The sequence below is a fragment of the Streptomyces sp. NPDC046866 genome (genome assembly GCF_040704625.1).
Classification (GTDB): domain Bacteria; phylum Actinomycetota; class Actinomycetes; order Streptomycetales; family Streptomycetaceae; genus Streptomyces.
Genome location: NZ_JBEYXN010000007.1, coordinates 274,092 through 289,853, shown reverse-complemented (window position 1 = coordinate 289,853; position 15,762 = coordinate 274,092). Strand labels below are relative to the sequence as shown.

At 75.0% G+C, this 15,762-nt stretch carries 14 protein-coding genes; all 14 read left to right on the top strand.

Annotated features, from left to right (window positions below; genetic code table 11):
* The first annotated feature begins 239 nt into the window (after nucleotides 1–239).
* The 14 genes from AB0953_RS14325 to hypE all read left to right on the top strand — a co-directional run bounded on the left by AB0953_RS14325 (nucleotide 240) and on the right by hypE (nucleotide 15,680).
* Nucleotides 240–2,114, top strand: coding sequence for a hydrogenase maturation protein (locus AB0953_RS14325; RefSeq protein ID WP_366859746.1), 1,875 nt, complete (start codon nucleotides 240–242; stop codon nucleotides 2,112–2,114).
* Nucleotides 2,115–2,206: 92 nt separating this feature from the next.
* Nucleotides 2,207–3,262, top strand: a complete 1,056-nt coding sequence (locus AB0953_RS14320) for a hydrogenase expression protein HypE (protein WP_366859745.1) — start codon at nucleotides 2,207–2,209, stop codon at nucleotides 3,260–3,262.
* A gap of 81 nt (nucleotides 3,263–3,343) precedes the next feature.
* Nucleotides 3,344–5,128 carry a nickel-dependent hydrogenase large subunit gene (locus AB0953_RS14315; RefSeq protein WP_366859744.1) on the top strand — a complete coding sequence of 595 codons (1,785 nt, stop codon included), beginning with the start codon at nucleotides 3,344–3,346 and terminating at the stop codon, nucleotides 5,126–5,128.
* Nucleotides 5,125–5,697, top strand: coding sequence for a hypothetical protein (locus tag AB0953_RS14310; RefSeq protein ID WP_366859743.1), 573 nt, complete (start codon nucleotides 5,125–5,127; stop codon nucleotides 5,695–5,697). The genes AB0953_RS14315 and AB0953_RS14310 overlap by 4 nt, the downstream gene beginning before the upstream one ends.
* Nucleotides 5,698–5,768: 71 nt before the next feature.
* Nucleotides 5,769–6,380 carry a DUF5947 family protein gene (locus AB0953_RS14305; RefSeq protein ID WP_366859763.1) on the top strand — a complete coding sequence of 204 codons (612 nt, stop codon included), beginning with the start codon at nucleotides 5,769–5,771 and terminating at the stop codon, nucleotides 6,378–6,380.
* Nucleotides 6,377–7,129, top strand: a complete 753-nt coding sequence (locus tag AB0953_RS14300; protein WP_366859742.1) for a DUF6084 family protein — start codon at nucleotides 6,377–6,379, stop codon at nucleotides 7,127–7,129. Before AB0953_RS14305 ends, AB0953_RS14300 begins: the two co-directional genes overlap by 4 nt.
* Nucleotides 7,126–8,553 carry a hypothetical protein gene (locus AB0953_RS14295; RefSeq protein WP_366859741.1) on the top strand — a complete coding sequence of 476 codons (1,428 nt, stop codon included), beginning with the start codon at nucleotides 7,126–7,128 and terminating at the stop codon, nucleotides 8,551–8,553. Before AB0953_RS14300 ends, AB0953_RS14295 begins: the two co-directional genes overlap by 4 nt.
* On the top strand, nucleotides 8,550–9,086 hold the full coding sequence (locus tag AB0953_RS14290) for a hydrogenase maturation protease (RefSeq protein WP_366859740.1): 537 nt from the start codon (nucleotides 8,550–8,552) through the stop codon (nucleotides 9,084–9,086). Before AB0953_RS14295 ends, AB0953_RS14290 begins: the two co-directional genes overlap by 4 nt.
* A 264-nt stretch (nucleotides 9,087–9,350) precedes the next feature.
* Complete coding sequence (hypA, locus tag AB0953_RS14285) at nucleotides 9,351–9,788, top strand: hydrogenase maturation nickel metallochaperone HypA (RefSeq protein WP_366859739.1); 438 nt, start codon at nucleotides 9,351–9,353, stop codon at nucleotides 9,786–9,788.
* A gap of 3 nt (nucleotides 9,789–9,791) precedes the next feature.
* Nucleotides 9,792–10,673, top strand: coding sequence for a hydrogenase nickel incorporation protein HypB (hypB, locus tag AB0953_RS14280; RefSeq protein WP_366859738.1), 882 nt, complete (start codon nucleotides 9,792–9,794; stop codon nucleotides 10,671–10,673).
* Entirely contained in the window at nucleotides 10,673–13,120 is a 2,448-nt protein-coding gene (gene hypF / locus AB0953_RS14275) for a carbamoyltransferase HypF (protein ID WP_366859737.1), read from the top strand. The genes hypB and hypF overlap by 1 nt, the downstream gene beginning before the upstream one ends.
* Nucleotides 13,089–13,430: a HypC/HybG/HupF family hydrogenase formation chaperone gene (locus AB0953_RS14270; protein ID WP_366859736.1), complete on the top strand. Its 342-nt coding sequence runs from the start codon at nucleotides 13,089–13,091 to the stop codon at nucleotides 13,428–13,430. The genes hypF and AB0953_RS14270 overlap by 32 nt, the downstream gene beginning before the upstream one ends.
* Nucleotides 13,427–14,626, top strand: coding sequence for a hydrogenase formation protein HypD (gene hypD, locus AB0953_RS14265; protein ID WP_366859735.1), 1,200 nt, complete (start codon nucleotides 13,427–13,429; stop codon nucleotides 14,624–14,626). The genes AB0953_RS14270 and hypD overlap by 4 nt, the downstream gene beginning before the upstream one ends.
* Nucleotides 14,619–15,680 carry a hydrogenase expression/formation protein HypE gene (gene hypE, locus AB0953_RS14260; protein WP_366859734.1) on the top strand — a complete coding sequence of 354 codons (1,062 nt, stop codon included), beginning with the start codon at nucleotides 14,619–14,621 and terminating at the stop codon, nucleotides 15,678–15,680. Before hypD ends, hypE begins: the two co-directional genes overlap by 8 nt.
* Nucleotides 15,681–15,762 lie beyond the last annotated feature (82 nt).

The window sequence follows — 15,762 nt, the reverse complement described above, 5'->3', positions numbered from 1 at the left end:
CCGAAGGGGAGTGCGTGAACGCCCCTCAGCCTGCCCCACCTCGTACCGCCCAATCGGGCCGGCGCCGGGGCCCACGCCCCGGTCCACCAGATGGCGGCCCCGGCCGCCCACTTCCGAGTGACTCCCCAGAACGCCTCGCCGACCGGCGGCCCGCCCGTCGCCGACGATCGCCAGCGGCCGGGCCTGTTTCCGGCCGCCGAAGCGCTGCCGTCGCCGAGGCCGGACGGTTGGGAGACCACGTGCACATCCTGCTCGTCGCGAGTGCGTTCAACAGTCTCACCCAGCGGGTGCACGCAGAACTGAGGGACCGCGGGCACAGCGTGGCGGTCGAACTCGCCCTGCCCGGCACAAGCACGGGCACCGGCACGAGCACCGGCACCGGCACCGGCACGAGCACCGGCACCGGAACGAGCACCGGCACCGACCTCGCCGAGGCCGTCGGCCGCCACCGGCCCGACCTGGTCCTCGCGACGATGCTGAAGACCGCCATCCCCGAAGAGGTCTTCTCCGCCCACGTCTGCCTCGTCGTCCACCCCGGTCCGGTCGGCGACCGCGGCCCCTCCTCCCTCGACTGGGCCCTCACCGAAGGCGCCACCCGCTGGGGCGTCACCGTCCTGCAGGCCGCCGCCGAACTCGACGCCGGAGACGTGTGGGCCACCGCCGAGTGCGACCTGCCGCCCGTCGGCAAGAGCGACGCCTATCGCGGGGAGATCGCCGACGCGGCCCTCACCGCCGTCCTGACGGCCGTCGACCGCTTCGCCTCCGGCGCGTACACCCCCCGGCCCCAGCACACCGGCCGCGCCCGGCCGTACCTGCGCCAGGAGCACCGCCGCATCGACTGGCACACCGACCCCACCGACCGCGTCGTACGCCTGCTGCGCGCCGCCGACTCCCGGCCCGGCGTGCTCGACGAGCTGCTGGGCTCCTCCTGGTACCTGCACGGCGGCCACCCGGAGAGCCGGCTGCGCGGCCGCCCCGGCGAGCTGCTGGCCACCCGGTCGGGGGCGATCTGCCGGGCCACGGCCGACGGCGCCGTGTGGATCCCGGAGCTGCGGGCCCGGCGCGACCCGGGCGGTCCGGCCGCCGTCAAGCTCCCCGCCACCCTCGCCCTCGGCGACCGGCTGCCGCCGCTGCCCGAACTCCCCGCGCCCCTGTTCGCCGGCAGCGACCACGGCGAAGCCGACGGCAGCGCCGGCGCCGTACCGGACACCTGGTCCGACATCGCCTACCGCGAGGAGGGCGCGGCCGGCTTCCTGTCCTTCTCCTTCCCCGGCGGCGCGATGAGCACCGAGCAGTGCCGGCGCCTGCTCGCCGCCTACCGCACGGCCTGTTCCCGGCCCACCTCGGTGCTGGTCCTCGGCGGGGCCCGCGACTTCTTCTCCAACGGGATCCACCTGGGCGTCATCGAGGCCGCGGCAGATCCCGCCGAGGAGTCCTGGGCCAACATCAACGCCATGGACGACCTGGTGGAGGCCGTCCTGACCACCTCCGACCGGCTCGTCGTGGCCGCCGTCGCCGGCAACGCGGCCGCCGGCGGCGCCATGCTCGCCCTCGCCGCCGACGAGGTCTGGTGCCGGTCGGGGGCCGTCCTCAACCCGCACTACCGGCTGATGGGGCTGTACGGCTCCGAGTACTGGACCTACACCCTGCCCCGCCGCACCGGCACCGGCGTGGCCGACCGCCTCATGGCCGAGGCGCTGCCGCTGAGCGCCGAGGGCGCCCGCCGGCTGGGCCTGGTCGACCGCACGATCGCCTGCGCCCCCGGGGAGTTCGCGGGGGAGACCGCCCGCCTCGCGGTCCGGCTGGCCGACTGGCCCGCCACCCAGTCCCGCATCGCCGGCAAGAAGGCCCGCCGCGGCGTCGACGAGGCGGTCAAACCGCTCGCCGCCTACCGGGAGGCGGAACTGGCCCGGATGCGCGAGACCTTCTTCGACCCCGAGGCCCCCTACCACGCGCTGCGCCGTGCCTTCGTACGCAAGGAGCCGCTGCGGCAGACCCCGCCGCACCTGGCCCGCACCACCCCCGGGCGGCGCGCCGCCACCCTCCCCGCCCGGCGGCGCGGCGTCACCGGACCGGCCGAACAGCACAGGGCATCCGGGCCGGACGGCTGCTAGCAAGAAGGGTGGGGCGGCCGCCGACCTTCCCCCGCGGCCGCCCCGCCCCGCGCGACCCACCTCCCCCGCATCCCTCCCAAGGAGCGAGTCCCATGGCTGCTGCAACGCCGAGCACGGTAGAGGACCCCCCGATCCACATCCTCTGGATCAACGCCGGCCTGAGCTGCGACGGCGACTCGGTGGCCCTCACGGCAGCGATGCAGCCCAGCATCGAGGAGATCGTCACCGGTGCGCTTCCCGGCCTGCCCAAGATCGCCGTGCACTGGCCGCTGATCGACTTCGAGTGCGGGCCGGTCGGCGGCGCCGACACGTTCATCGAGTGGTTCTTCAAGGGCGAGCGGGGCGAGATCGACCCGTTCGTACTGGTCATCGAGGGCTCGATCCCCAACGAGAAGATCAAGCCCGAGGGCTACTGGTGCGGCTTCGGCGACGACCCGGAGACCGGGCAGCCCATCACCACCAGCGAGTGGATCGACCGCCTGGCGCCCCACGCCCTCGCCGTCGTCGCCATCGGCACGTGCGCCACGTACGGCGGCATCCACGCCATGGCGGGCAACCCCACCGGCGCCATGGGGGTGCCCGACTACCTCGGCTGGGACTGGACCTCGAAGGCCGGGATCCCGATCGTGTGCGTGCCGGGCTGCCCGATCCAGCCGGACAACTTCGCCGAGACCCTCACCTACCTGCTGTACCAGGCGGCCGGCTCCGCCCCGATGATCCCGCTCGACGACAAGCTGCGGCCGACCTGGCTGTTCGGGCAGACCGTCCACGAGGGGTGCGACCGGGCCGGCTTCTACGAGCAGGGCCAGTTCGCCTCCACCTACGACTCCCCGCAGTGCCTGGTGAAACTCGGCTGCTGGGGGCCCGTGGTCAAGTGCAACGTCCCCAAGCGCGGCTGGATGAACGGCATCGGCGGCTGCCCGAACGTCGGCGGCATCTGCATCGCCTGCACCATGCCCGGCTTCCCGGACAAGTTCATGCCGTTCATGGACCAGCCGCCCGGCGCCACCGTCTCCAGCACGGCCAGCGGCGCCTACGGCGCGGTGATCCGCAAACTCCGCTCGATCACGCTGCACACCGTGGACGAGGAGCCCAAGTGGCGCCGCGGCGGCCGGAAGCTGACCACCGGCTACCGCCCGCCCTGGTGACCCCGGCCCCGCACCCCGCACCCCCGTCTCCTCCCGCACAACCCCCCGCTCCCGGCTCCAGGAAGGGTCACGGCAGACACGATGACACCGAAGACGAAGGCGGCCGGCGACGGCAGCGGCCTGGTGGAGATGGCCTGGGATCCGATCACCCGGATCGTCGGCAGCCTCGGCATCCACACGAAGATCGACTTCAAGCAGAAGCGGGTCGCCGAGTGCTACAGCACCTCGTCCGTCTTCCGCGGCTACAGCGTCTTCATGCGCGGCAAGGACCCCCGCGACGCGCACTTCATCACCAGCCGCATCTGCGGCATCTGCGGGGATAACCACGCCACATGCTCCGTCTACACGCAGAACATGGCCTATGGCGTGAAGCCGCCCCACCTCGCCGAGTGGATCATCAACCTCGGCGAGTCGGCGGAATACATGTTCGACCACAACATCTTCCAGGAGAACCTGGTCGGGGTCGACTACTGCGAGAAGATGGTCCGCGAGACCAACCCGGGCGTCCTCGAACTCGCCGAGCGCACCGAGGCCCCGCACGCCGGCGACCACGGCTACCGCACCATCGCCGACATCATGCGCTCCCTCAATCCCGTCGAGGGCGAGTTCTACCGCGAGGCCCTGCAGGTCAGCCGCTACACGCGCGAGATGTTCTGCCTGATGGAGGGCCGCCACGTGCACCCCTCCACCCTCTACCCCGGCGGCGTCGGCACCATCGCCTCCGTCCAGCTGTTCACCGACTACATGAGCCGCCTCATGCGGTACGTCGAGTTCATGAAGCGCGTCGTCCCCCTGCACGACGACCTCTTCGACTTCTTCTACGAGGCCCTGCCCGGCTACGAGGAGGTCGGCCGCCGACGCGTCCTGCTGGGCTGCTGGGGCGCCCTCAACGACCCCGAGTACTGCGACTTCACGTACGCCAACATGACCGACTGGGGACGGAAGATGTTCGTCACCCCGGGCGTCGTCGTCGACGGCAAGCTGGTCACCAACGACCTCACGCAGATCAACCTCGGCATCCGCATCCTCCTGGGCAGCTCCTACTACGACGACTGGGCCGGCCAGGAGCAGTTCGTCCGCCAGGACCCCCTCGGCAACCCGGTCGACCCCCGCCACCCCTGGAACCAGCACACCATCCCCGCCCCGCAGAAGCGCGACTTCGCGGACAAGTACAGCTGGGTGATGTCCCCGCGCTGGTACGACGGCAAGGACCACCTCGCCCTCGACACCGGCGGCGGCCCCATCGCCCGCCTGTGGTCCACCGCCCTGTCCGGGCTGGTCGACGTCGGCTACGTCAAGGCCACCGGCCACAGCGTGGTCATCAACCTGCCGCGCACCATGACCAAGCCGGAGTCCACCTTCGAGTGGAAGATCCCGCAGTGGAGCAACGCGCTGGAGCGCAACCGGGCCCGCACCTACTTCCAGGCGTACGCCGCGGCGATCGCGCTGCACTGCGCCGAGCAGGGGCTCGCCGAGGTCCGCGCCGGCCGCACCCAGACGTGGGAGAAGTTCGAGGTCCCGGACGAGTCCATCGGCTGCGGCTTCACCGAGGCCGTCCGCGGCGTCCTCTCGCACCACATGGTCATCCGCGACGGCAAGATCGCCAACTACCACCCGTACCCGCCGACCCCGTGGAACGCCAGCACCCGCGACACCTACGGCACGCCCGGCCCGTACGAGGACGCCGTGCAGAACACGCCCATCTTCGAGGAGAACCCGCCGGAGAACTTCAAGGGCATCGACATCATGCGGGCGGTGCGCAGCTTCGACCCCTGCCTGCCCTGCGGCGTCCACATGTACGTGGGCGGCGGGAAGACCGTGAAGTCGATGCACGTGCCGACCGGCCTGAGCGGACTGGGCGGATGAGCGCGCCGGTGACCGACGCCCGCGAGGCGGGCCGGCGCGTCGAGGAGGTCCTCGACCGGCTCGCGGCCGCCGGCGACCGCGAGGCGTGCACGGCGGCCGAGGAACTCGTGCGCGTGCTCATGGACTTCTACGGCGCCGGGCTCGCCCGGATCGTGGAGCTCGTGGGCGCACCCGGCCCGGCCCCCGCGGGCCCGGCGGCGGAGGCCGGGAGCCCGCTCGCCCGGCTGCTCGACGACGAGCTGGTCGCGGGGCTGCTGGCCCTGCACGACCTGCACCCCGAGGACGTCGGCACGCGGATCGCCCGCGCCCTGGACTCCGTACGCGAGCCGGTCGAGCTGCTCGGCTTCGACCGGTCCACCGGCACGCTGCGGCTGAGGTCCACCGCCGCCGCGGGCCCGGGCGGCGGCTGCGGCTGCGGGAGCGGCGGCGGGGCCGCCCCCCGGGCCGTGGAGGACGCCCTCGCCCGCCTCGCGCCCGAGGTGACGGGGATCGAGCTGGAAGCCGCGGCCCCGCAACCGGCCCTGCTCCAGATCGGCACCCGGCCGCAGACCCCGGCGCGCGTGCCGTGACCCCGGCCCACCCCCGCCCCGCCCCGGCCCCGGGGCCCGGCGCCGCGCCCGGCCGCGGCGCCGTGGCCGGGCTGCGGCGCTTCACCGGCCCACGCCCGCCGCGCCCCGAGGTGTGCGAGCTGTGCGGGACGGCGGTGCCGCAGGACGGCCACCGCCACCTGGTCGAGACCGAGCGGCGCAGCCTCGTCTGCGCCTGCCCGCCCTGCTCCCTGCTCTTCGACCGGCCCGGATCCGGCGGGGGCCGCTACCGCACCGTCCCCGACCGCTACCTCACCGACCCCGGCCACCGCCTGGACGACGGCGCCTGGGACCTGCTGCGCATCCCCGTCGGCGTCGCCTTCTTCTTCCGCAACGCCGCCCTGGACCGGCTCGTCGCGCTCTACCCCAGTCCGGCCGGCGCCACCGAGAGCGAACTCGACCCCGAGACCTGGCAGAGCGTCCTCGGCACGGGCCGCCTCGCCGCCCTGCTCGAACCCGACGTCGAGGCGCTGCTGCTGCGCCGCACCCCCGACCGCACCGACTGCTTCCTCGTACCGATCGACATCTGCTACGAGCTGGTGGGACGGATGCGGCTGCTGTGGCAGGGCTTCGACGGCGGCGCCGAGGCCCGCGCCGCCCTGGACGCCTTCTTCCAGACGGTCGAACGGCGCGCCACACCCGTCCCCGAGGAGCGGCGGCCATGACCGGCTTCACCTTCACCTGCACGGGCGTGCGCGCCGACCCGTACGCCGCCGGCCCCACCCTCGTCTTCCGGCTGCGCATCACCGCCACCGGCACCACCCGGGTGCACGCCCTCGCCCTGCGCTGCCAGCTGCGCATCGAGCCCGCCCGGCGCGGCGCCTACAGCGACGCCGAGGCCGCGGCGCTGCACGACCTCTTCGGCGACCGCTCCCGCTGGGGCACCACCCTCCAGCCCGTCCAGTTCGCGCAGGTCGCGGTCATGGTGCCGGGCTTCACCGGCGAGACCGAGACCGACGTGCCCGTGCCGTGCACCTATGACATGGACCTCGCGGCCGGCCGCTACCTCGCCGCCCTGGAGGACGGCGAGGTGCCCCTGCTGATGCTGTTCTCCGGTACGGCCTTCACCGGGGCCGGCGGCTTCCAGGTGGAGCCCGTGCCCTGGGACCGCGAGGCCGCGTACCGGATGCCCGTCGCGGTCTGGCGGGAGATGATCGAGCAGCACTTCCCGGGCTCCGGCTGGCTCCGGCTGCCCCGCGCCACCCTGGAGGAGCTGCTCGCCTACCGCTCGCGCCACGCGCTCGCCTCCTGGGAGGCGACCGTACGGGCCCTCCTCGACGCGGCCGGGGCCGCCGGTCCGCCGCCCCCGGAGCCCCGCGCGCCCGGCACCGCCCGCGCCACCGCCGCCGACGTTCCCCGCGCCGCCTGGGCCGGCGCCGTCCTGCCGCGCACCACCGAGAGGACGGCGCCGTGACCACGTCCACCACCGGCCTGCCCGCCCCGCGCTTCGACCTCGCCCGGCAGGTCGCCGACGCCGTCCTGTTCGAGGGCTACGTCCTCTACCCGTACCGGGCGTCGGCCGCCAAGAACCGGATGCGCTGGCAGTTCGGCGTCCTGGTCCCGCCCGCCTGGGGCCCCGCCCACGGCGAACCCTCCTGCCAGCGCACGGAGCTGGTGATGGAGCCGCGCGGCGGGGCCGGCGTCACCGTCGAACTGCGCTTCCTGCACGCCTGCCGCCGCACCGTCGAGGAGGCGCGGCCCGACGGCACCTTCGCGGAGGTCCCCGCCCTGCACCTGCCCGACCGGGTCCTGGTCCCCTGGGACGAGGGGAGCGAGGAGCGCGTGGAGATGACCGTGCCCGTCGCCGAACTGGAGGCGGGGGAAGTCAGCCTGCCCTTCACCCGGCCCGCACGCGAGGAGACCGAGCCCGTGGCCGGCGCCGACGGCCGGCCGGCGGGCCGCCTGGTGCGGCGCACCGAGCGCCTTGACGGCGTGGTGCGGCTGCGCGCCGAGGAACTGGACCTGCCGTACCGGGCACTGAAGCTCACGGCCGTCGTGGAGAACACCGGCGACTGGACGCCGCCGCCCGGCGGCGCCGGGCGCGAGGCGGCCCTGGCGCGCTCGCTGGTCGCCTCCCACCTGCTGCTGGGCCTGAGCGCCGGCTCGTTCCTGTCGATGACCGACCCGCCCGAGTGGGCCCGGGCCCTCGTCGGCGCCTGCACCAACCGGCACACCTGGCCCGTGCTCGCCGGCGAGGACGGCCGGGCCGACGTGGTCCTGTCCTCCCCGATCATCCTGGAGGACCACCCCCGCATCGCCCCCGAGAGCGCCGGAGCGATGTACGACGCCACCGAGATCGACGAGATCCTCGCCCTGCGGACCGCGGCCCTGACCGACGAGGAGAAGCGCGAGGCCCGCGGCACCGACGCCCGCGCAGCCGCGGTGGTCGACCTCGCCGACACCATGCCCCCGGAGGTCCTGGAGCGGCTCCACGGCGCCGTCCGGGCCCTGCGGGAGATCGGCGGGCCCGGCGCCCCTGCGGCACAGGACGCACCCGAACCCCCGGCGGAGGAGGCCCTGTTCCGCCCCGAAACCCCCTGGTGGGATCCGGAGCACGCGGATCCGGCCGCCCCGCACGGCGACCGCGTCCTGGTCGGCGGAACCCCGGTGGGCCCGGGCAGCCGGGTCGTGCTGCGCCCCGGCCTGCGGCGCACCGACGCCCAGGACCTGTTCCTCCAGGGGCGCACCGCCCTCGTCGAGGCCGTCCTGCACGACGTCGACGGCGGGGTGCACCTCGCCGTCACCGTGGACGGCGACCCGGGGGCGGACATCCGCCGCGCCCAGGGCCGGTTCCTGTACTTCCAGCCCGACGAGCTCGCCGCTGTGGAGGAGGCGTGAGCGGCCGCACCCTGATCGCCGGCATCGGCAACGTCTTCCTGGGAGACGACGGCTTCGGCGTCGAGACCGTCCGCCGGCTGTCCACGGCCGGGCCGCCCCTGCCCGCCGGGGTGGAGACCGCCGACATCGGCATCCGCGGCGTCCACCTCGCCTACCGGCTCCTGGACGGCTACGACACGCTCGTCCTGGTCGACGCCACCGCCCGCGGCGCCGAGCCGGGCACCCTCCACCTGATCGAGGCCGCCGGCCCGGACGCGGAGCCCGTCACCCCGCAGGGCGCCGTGCTCGACGGGCACCACATGACCCCCGACGCCGTCCTGGCCCTGCTGGACACCCTGTGCGCCGGCACCGGTGCCACCCCGCCCCGGCGCATCTGGGTCGTCGGCTGCGAACCCGCCTGCCTCGACGAGGGGATCGGGCTCAGCGCGCCCGTGGCCGCCGCCGTGCCGGAGGCCGTACGGATGGTGCTGGACCTCGTCCACCGGCCGGGCCAGGAGCCGATCGAGACCGACCCCGGCGTCGCCGCCACCTGAGGAGGACCCCGTGAAGAAGACCATCATCGGCGGCGCTGCCGCCGTCGTAGCCCTCGCCGCCGTGCTCAAGTCGGTCCTGCCCGACCTGCAGCGCTACCTGCGCATCCGCCGCATGTGACCGCAGCCGGCCGTCCCGCGACCCCAGTGCGCGCGCCGGGGCCGCGCCTGCGCCCGAACGGCGTACGGCGTGCCCGGCGCGTCGGCGTGCCCGCCCGCGGGTGCGGGCGCCGCCCGGTCTAATGAGGCCCGGCAGGACGGAGTCCCATGCACGAGATGTCGATCGCCGTGGCCGTGGTCGGCCAGGTGGAGGAGGCCGCCGAGGCCGCCGGCGCGAGCGCCGTCACCTCGGTCCGGCTCCAGGTCGGTGAACTGGCCGGCGTCGTACCCGACGCCCTGGCCTTCTGCTTCGAACTGGCCTGCGCCGGCACCCTCCTCGAAGGCGCCGCCCTGGAGACCGAGACGGTGCCCGCCCGCGCCCGCTGCCGGGCCTGCGCGTACGACTGGGCGGCCGGCATGCCGCCCCGGCTGGCCTGCCCCCGCTGCGAACGGGCGGCCGACGTCGAACTCCTCTGCGGGCGCGAACTGCAGATCACCGGCGCCCGCTGGGAGGACGGCCCGGCCGCCGCCCCGGCCGCCGCCGCATCCGCCGCGGCCCCGTGCCCGTACGCCCCCACCCGCGAACCGATCGTCGAGGAGCGCTGAAGCATGTGCCGTGTGGTCGACCTCAAGCAGGCGGTCCTCGCCAAGAACGCCGGTGCCGCGCACGCCCTGCGCACCGCTCTCACCGCCCGCGGGACCACCGTCGTGAACCTCTTGTCCAGTCCCGGCAGCGGCAAGACGGCCCTGCTGGAGCGCGAACTCGGCCTTGCGCGGGGGCGGGGTCTGCCCGTCGCCGCTCTCACCGCCGACCTGGCCACCGAGAACGACGCGACGCGGCTGGCGCGTTCGGGCGTCCCCGTCAAGCAGGTCCTCACCGACGGGCTCTGCCACCTGGAGGCCGCGATGCTCGGCCGCCACCTGGACGGCTGGCTCCCCGAGGACACCCGGCTGCTGTTCGTCGAGAACGTCGGCAACCTCGTCTGCCCGGCCTCGTACGACCTCGGCGAATCGCTGCGCGTGGTGCTCGCCTCCGTCACCGAGGGCGAGGACAAGCCGCTGAAGTACCCGACCGCCTTCGGGCTGGCCCAGCTCGTGGTGGTCACCAAGGCCGACCTCGCGCAGGCCGCGGAGTTCGACGAGGCCGCCTTCCGCGCGAACGTCCAGCAGGTCAACCCCGGCGTGGACGTGCTCCTGACCTCCGCGCGGACCGGCCGGGGCGCAGGACTCCTGCTCGACCGGGCACTGGCGGCCGGCGACGGCTCGGCCGTGCACGTACCGGTCATGGCCGCACAGCAGCACGCACCCCAGCACGGCCACGGGCACGGGCAAGAGCCCGGGCAGGACCAGGGCCAGGGCCATGGGCCCGGCCACAGCCACGCCGACCACGGCCACGGGCACGGCCACGGCCAGGACCAGGTGCGCGCCCACGGCCCCGCGGACCGCCCTGCGCCCGGCGACCACCGGCCCGCCCCGGCACCGGCCCGCTGATGGAGGACGTACAGCGCCGCAGGATCACCGTGCGCGGCGTGGTGCAGGGCGTCGGCTTCCGGCCGTACGTGTACACCCGGGCGACCGGGCTCGGCCTCGCCGGTCACGTCACCAACACCCCCGAAGGCGTCGTCGCCGAGGTCGAGGGCGCCCCGGCGGCCGTGTCCGCCTTCTGCGAGCGGCTCGCGGCCGACGCGCCGCCGCTCGCGGTCGTCGACGCCGTGGACCACTGCGAGGTGCCGGCAGCCGGGGGCTCCGGCTTCACCATCGTCGCCTCCCGCTCCGGCGGCCCCGTCCGCACCCTCGTCTCCCCGGACACGGCGACCTGCACCGCCTGCCTCGCGGAGCTCGCCGACCCCGCCGACCGGCGCCACCGCCACCCCTTCATCACCTGCACGCACTGCGGCCCACGCTTCACCATCGTGACGGGGCTTCCCTACGACCGGGCGCACACCACCATGGCCCGCTTCCCGATGTGCGCCGACTGCGCCCGCGAGTACGCCGACCCCGCCGACCGGCGCTTCCACGCCCAGCCCGTGGCCTGCCCCGCCTGCGGGCCCAGGCTGCGCCTCCTCGCCGGGACGCCGCCGCGCGAGGCGGCCGGCGCGGACCCGGTCGCCGAGGCCCGGCGGCTCCTGGCCGGCGGGGCGATCATCGCCGTCAAGGGCCTCGGCGGCTACCACCTCGCCTGCGACGCCGCCCACCCCGGCGCCGTGGCCGAGCTGCGCCGCCGCAAGGCCCGCGGGGACAAGCCGTTCGCGCTGATGGCCCGCGACACCGCCGACATCGAACCGCTGGTGAGCATCGACGACGCCGAACGCGCCCTGCTGACCGGGCCCGTCCGGCCCGTCGTCCTGCTGCGCCGCCGCCCGGGCGCGGACCGCGGAGCGGTCGCCGAGGGCGTCGCCCCGCGCTGCCCCGACCTCGGCGTGATGCTCCCGTACACGCCCGTCCACCACCTGCTGCTGGGGCTGCCCGGCGACCCGCCCGGCCCCCGCCTGCTCGTCATGACCAGCGGCAACCTGTCCGGCGAACCCATCGTCACCGACGACGCCGAAGCCCTGGAGCGCCTCGCCGGCCTCGCCGACGCCTGGCTCACCCACGACCGCCCCATCCACGTGCCCTGCGACGACTCGGTGGTGCGCGTCTGCGACGGGGCGCCGCTCCTCGTGCGCCGGGCCCGGGGCTACGCGCCGCTGCCGCTGGACCTGCCGCTGCCGGTCCCGGCCGTGCTCGCCGCCGGCGGAGACCTGAAGAACGCCTTCTGCCTCGGCCAGGGCCGCAAGGCCTGGCTGTCCGCGCACATCGGCGACATGGACGACCTCGCCACGCAGGACGCCTTCGCGCGCGCCGAGCAGCAGTTGGAGTCCATCACGGGCGTGCGGCCCACCCGGCTCGCCGCCGACCTGCACCCCGGCTACCGCTCCACCGCCCGCGCCCGGCGCACCGCCGCCGGCCGTCCGCTGACCGGCGTCCAGCACCACCACGCGCACATCGCCTCCGCCATGGCCGAACACGGCCTGGACGGCAGCGCCCGCGTCATCGGCGTCGCCTTCGACGGCACCGGGTACGGCGAGGACGGCGCGGTGTGGGGAGGCGAGGTCCTCCTCGCGGACTACGGCGGCCACCGCCGCTTCGCGCACCTGGCGTACGTCCCGCTGCCGGGCGGCGACGCCGCCGTGCACCGGCCGTACCGGATGGCCCTCGCCCACCTGCGCGCCGCCGGCCTCGCCTGGGCCCCGGACCTGCCGTGCACCGCGGCCTGCCCGCCCGAGGAACTTCGGGTGCTGCGCCGGCAGTTGGAACTCGGCCTGAACTGCGTCCCCACCTCCAGCATGGGCCGGCTCTTCGACGCGGTCTCCTCCCTGGCCGGCGTCTGCCACCTCGCCGGGTACGAGGCCCAGGCCGCCATCGAGTTGGAGGCCGCAGCCCTGGCGGCAGCCGGGGAGGCGGGCCGCGGGTACGCCTTCGCCCTGCGGCCCGGACAGCCCGCCGCGGACACCGCCGGGCCGGGCGCGCCCGGAGCGGCCGAGGCCCCGGCCGACCCGGCGCCGGCGCCCTCCTGCCCGGCGCCCGTGCTGGCCGACCCGGCACCCGTGCTCGCCGCCGTGGTGGCCGATCTGCGGGCCGGCACCCCGGCGGCGGTCGTCGCGGCCCGCTTCCACGCCGCCGTGGCCGGCCTCGTCGCCACCCTGGCCGGCCTCGCGCGCGAGCGGCACGGCCTCGGCACCGTCGCCCTCACCGGCGGGGTCTTCGCCAACACCGTGCTCTCCTCGGCCTGCGCCCGCCTGCTGCGCGAGCGCGGCTTCACCGTACTGCGCCACCACCGCGTCCCGCCGAACGACGGCGGCCTGGCCCTCGGCCAGCTCATGGTGGCGGCCTGCGCCCCGCACCACCCACAGCAAGGAGAGGGCCATGTGCCTGGCGGTACCCGGCAGAGTGCTTGACATCGGGGAGAAGGACGGCACCCGGATGGCGTCCGTCGATTTCGGCGGAGTGGTCAAGGAGGTGTGCCTGGAGTACCTGCCCGACCTGCAGGTCGGCGAGTACGCCATCGTCCACGTCGGGTTCGCCCTGCAGCGCCTGGACGAGGAGTCGGCCCGGCAGACCCTCGACCTCTTCGCCGAACTCGGCCTGCTCCAGGAGGAGTTCGGCGACCCGTGGGAGCGGGCGGCGGCAGAGGCGGCCGGAGGCGGCGCATGGCCCTTCCCCGCCGCAGCGGCCGGTGGAACCGTGCAGGAGGCACAAGCGCAGTGAAGTACATCGACGAATTCCAGGACCCCGGGCTCGCACGCCGCCTGCTCGACGACATCCACGCCGCCGTGACCCGCCCCTGGGCGCTGATGGAGGTCTGCGGCGGCCAAACCCACACCATCATCCGCCACGGCATCGACCAACTCCTGCCCGAGCAGGTCGAGCTGATCCACGGCCCGGGGTGCCCGGTGTGCGTGACCCCGCTGGAGGTCATCGACAAGGCCCTGGAGATCGCCTCCCGACCCGAGGTGGTCTTCTGCTCCTTCGGCGACATGCTCCGCGTCCCCGGCACCGGCCGCGACCTGTTCCAGGTGCGCAGCGAGGGCGGCGACGTACGGGTCGTCTACTCCCCGCTCGACGCCCTGCGGATCGCCCGCGAGAACCCCGACCGCCAGGTGGTGTTCTTCGGCATCGGCTTCGAGACCACCGCCCCGCCCAACGCCATGACCGTGTACCAGGCGAAGAAGCTCGGCATCCCCAACTTCAGCCTGCTCGTCTCCCACGTCCGGGTCCCCCCGGCCATCGAGGCCATCATGAACGCGCCGAGCTGCCGGGTGCAGGCCTTCCTCGCCGCCGGGCACGTCTGCAGCGTGATGGGCATGGGCGAGTACCCCGAGCTCGCCGCCCGCCACCGCGTCCCGATCGTGGTCACCGGCTTCGAGCCGCTCGACATCCTCGAAGGCGTGCGCCGGGCCGTCCGCCAGCTCGAACGCGGCGAGCACACCGTCGACAACGCCTACGCCCGGGCCGTGCGCCCGGAGGGCAACCCGGCCGCCCTCGCCATGCTGGAGGACGTCTTCGAGGTCACCGACCGGGCGTGGCGGGGCATCGGGGTGATCCCCGACAGCGGCTGGCGGCTGTCCGCCCGCTACCGGGACTTCGACGCCGAACACCGCTTCAGCGTCACCGGCATCACCACCCGCGAGCCGGCGGCCTGCCGCAGCGGCGAGGTCCTCCAGGGCCTGATCAAGCCGCACGAGTGCGAGGCGTTCGGCACCACCTGTACCCCGCGCAACCCGCTGGGAGCCACCATGGTCTCCAGCGAGGGCGCGTGCGCCGCCTACTACCTCTACCGGCGCCTGGACCTCACCCCCGTAGCCCGCACCCCCCGCCCGGCAGCGGCCCCCGACCCCGCGGCGCCGGCCGGTGACGGGTCGGCCGCGGCCACCGCACCGCTGGAGGCGACCCCCGTTGTCTGACACCGCACTCGACGTCACCGGCTGGACCTGCCCGGCGCCGCTGCGCGACCGCCCCCGCGTCGTCATGGGCCACGGCGGCGGGGGAGCGCTCTCCGCCGAACTCGTCCAGCACGTCTTCGCCCCCGCGTACGGCGGCGCGGTCCTCGCCCGGCTCGGCGACAGCGCCGCCGTCACCCTGGGCGGGGCCCGGCTGGCCTTCTCCACCGACTCCTACGTGGTCCGGCCGCTGTTCTTCCCCGGCGGCAGCATCGGGGACCTCGCCGTCAACGGCACCGTCAACGACCTCGCGATGAGCGGAGCCCGGCCCGCGTACCTGTCCTGCGGCTTCATCCTGGAGGAGGGCGTGGAGCTCTCCGTGGTGTCCCGCGTGGCCGAGGCCCTCGGGGCGGCGGCCCGCACCGCCGGGGTCGAGGTGGCGACCGGCGACACCAAGGTGGTGGAAGCCGGCCACGGGGACGGCATCTACCTCAACACCGCGGGCATCGGACTGATCCCCGAGGGGGTGGACCTGCGCCCGCAGCGCGTCGTACCCGGTGACGTGGTCATCGTCAGCGGCGAGATCGGCCTCCACGGGGTGGCCATCATGAGCGTCCGCGAGAACCTCGGCTTCGACGTGGAAACCGTCAGCGACTGCGCCGCGCTGCACGGGCTCGTCCAGGCCATGCTGGCCGTCACCCCCGACCTGCACGTGCTGCGGGACCCCACCCGCGGCGGCCTGGCCGCCGCCCTGTGCGAGATCGCGGCCTCCGCCGGCACGGGCGTCGTCGTCAACGAGGGCCGGGTGCCGGTCCCCGAGACCGTGCGCAACGCCTGCGCCGTCCTCGGCCTGGACCCGCTGTACGTGGCCAACGAGGGAAAGCTGGTCGCGTTCGTGCCGCGCGAGCACGCCGACGCCGTCCTCGACGCGATGCACGCCCACCCGCTGGGCCGGCGCGCGGCGGTGATCGGCGAGGCGGTCGAGGCCCACCCCGGCATCGTCGTGGCCCGCACCGGCCTCGGCGGCACCCGGGTGGTGGACCTGCCCGTCGGCGAGCAACTGCCCCGCATCTGCTGACGCCCGGGAGCGCGCCCCCGCCGGGGCGCGGCACGGCGATGAGTTTGCCGGTGCCCGGGGGTCCACCCCTCGACGACAGACC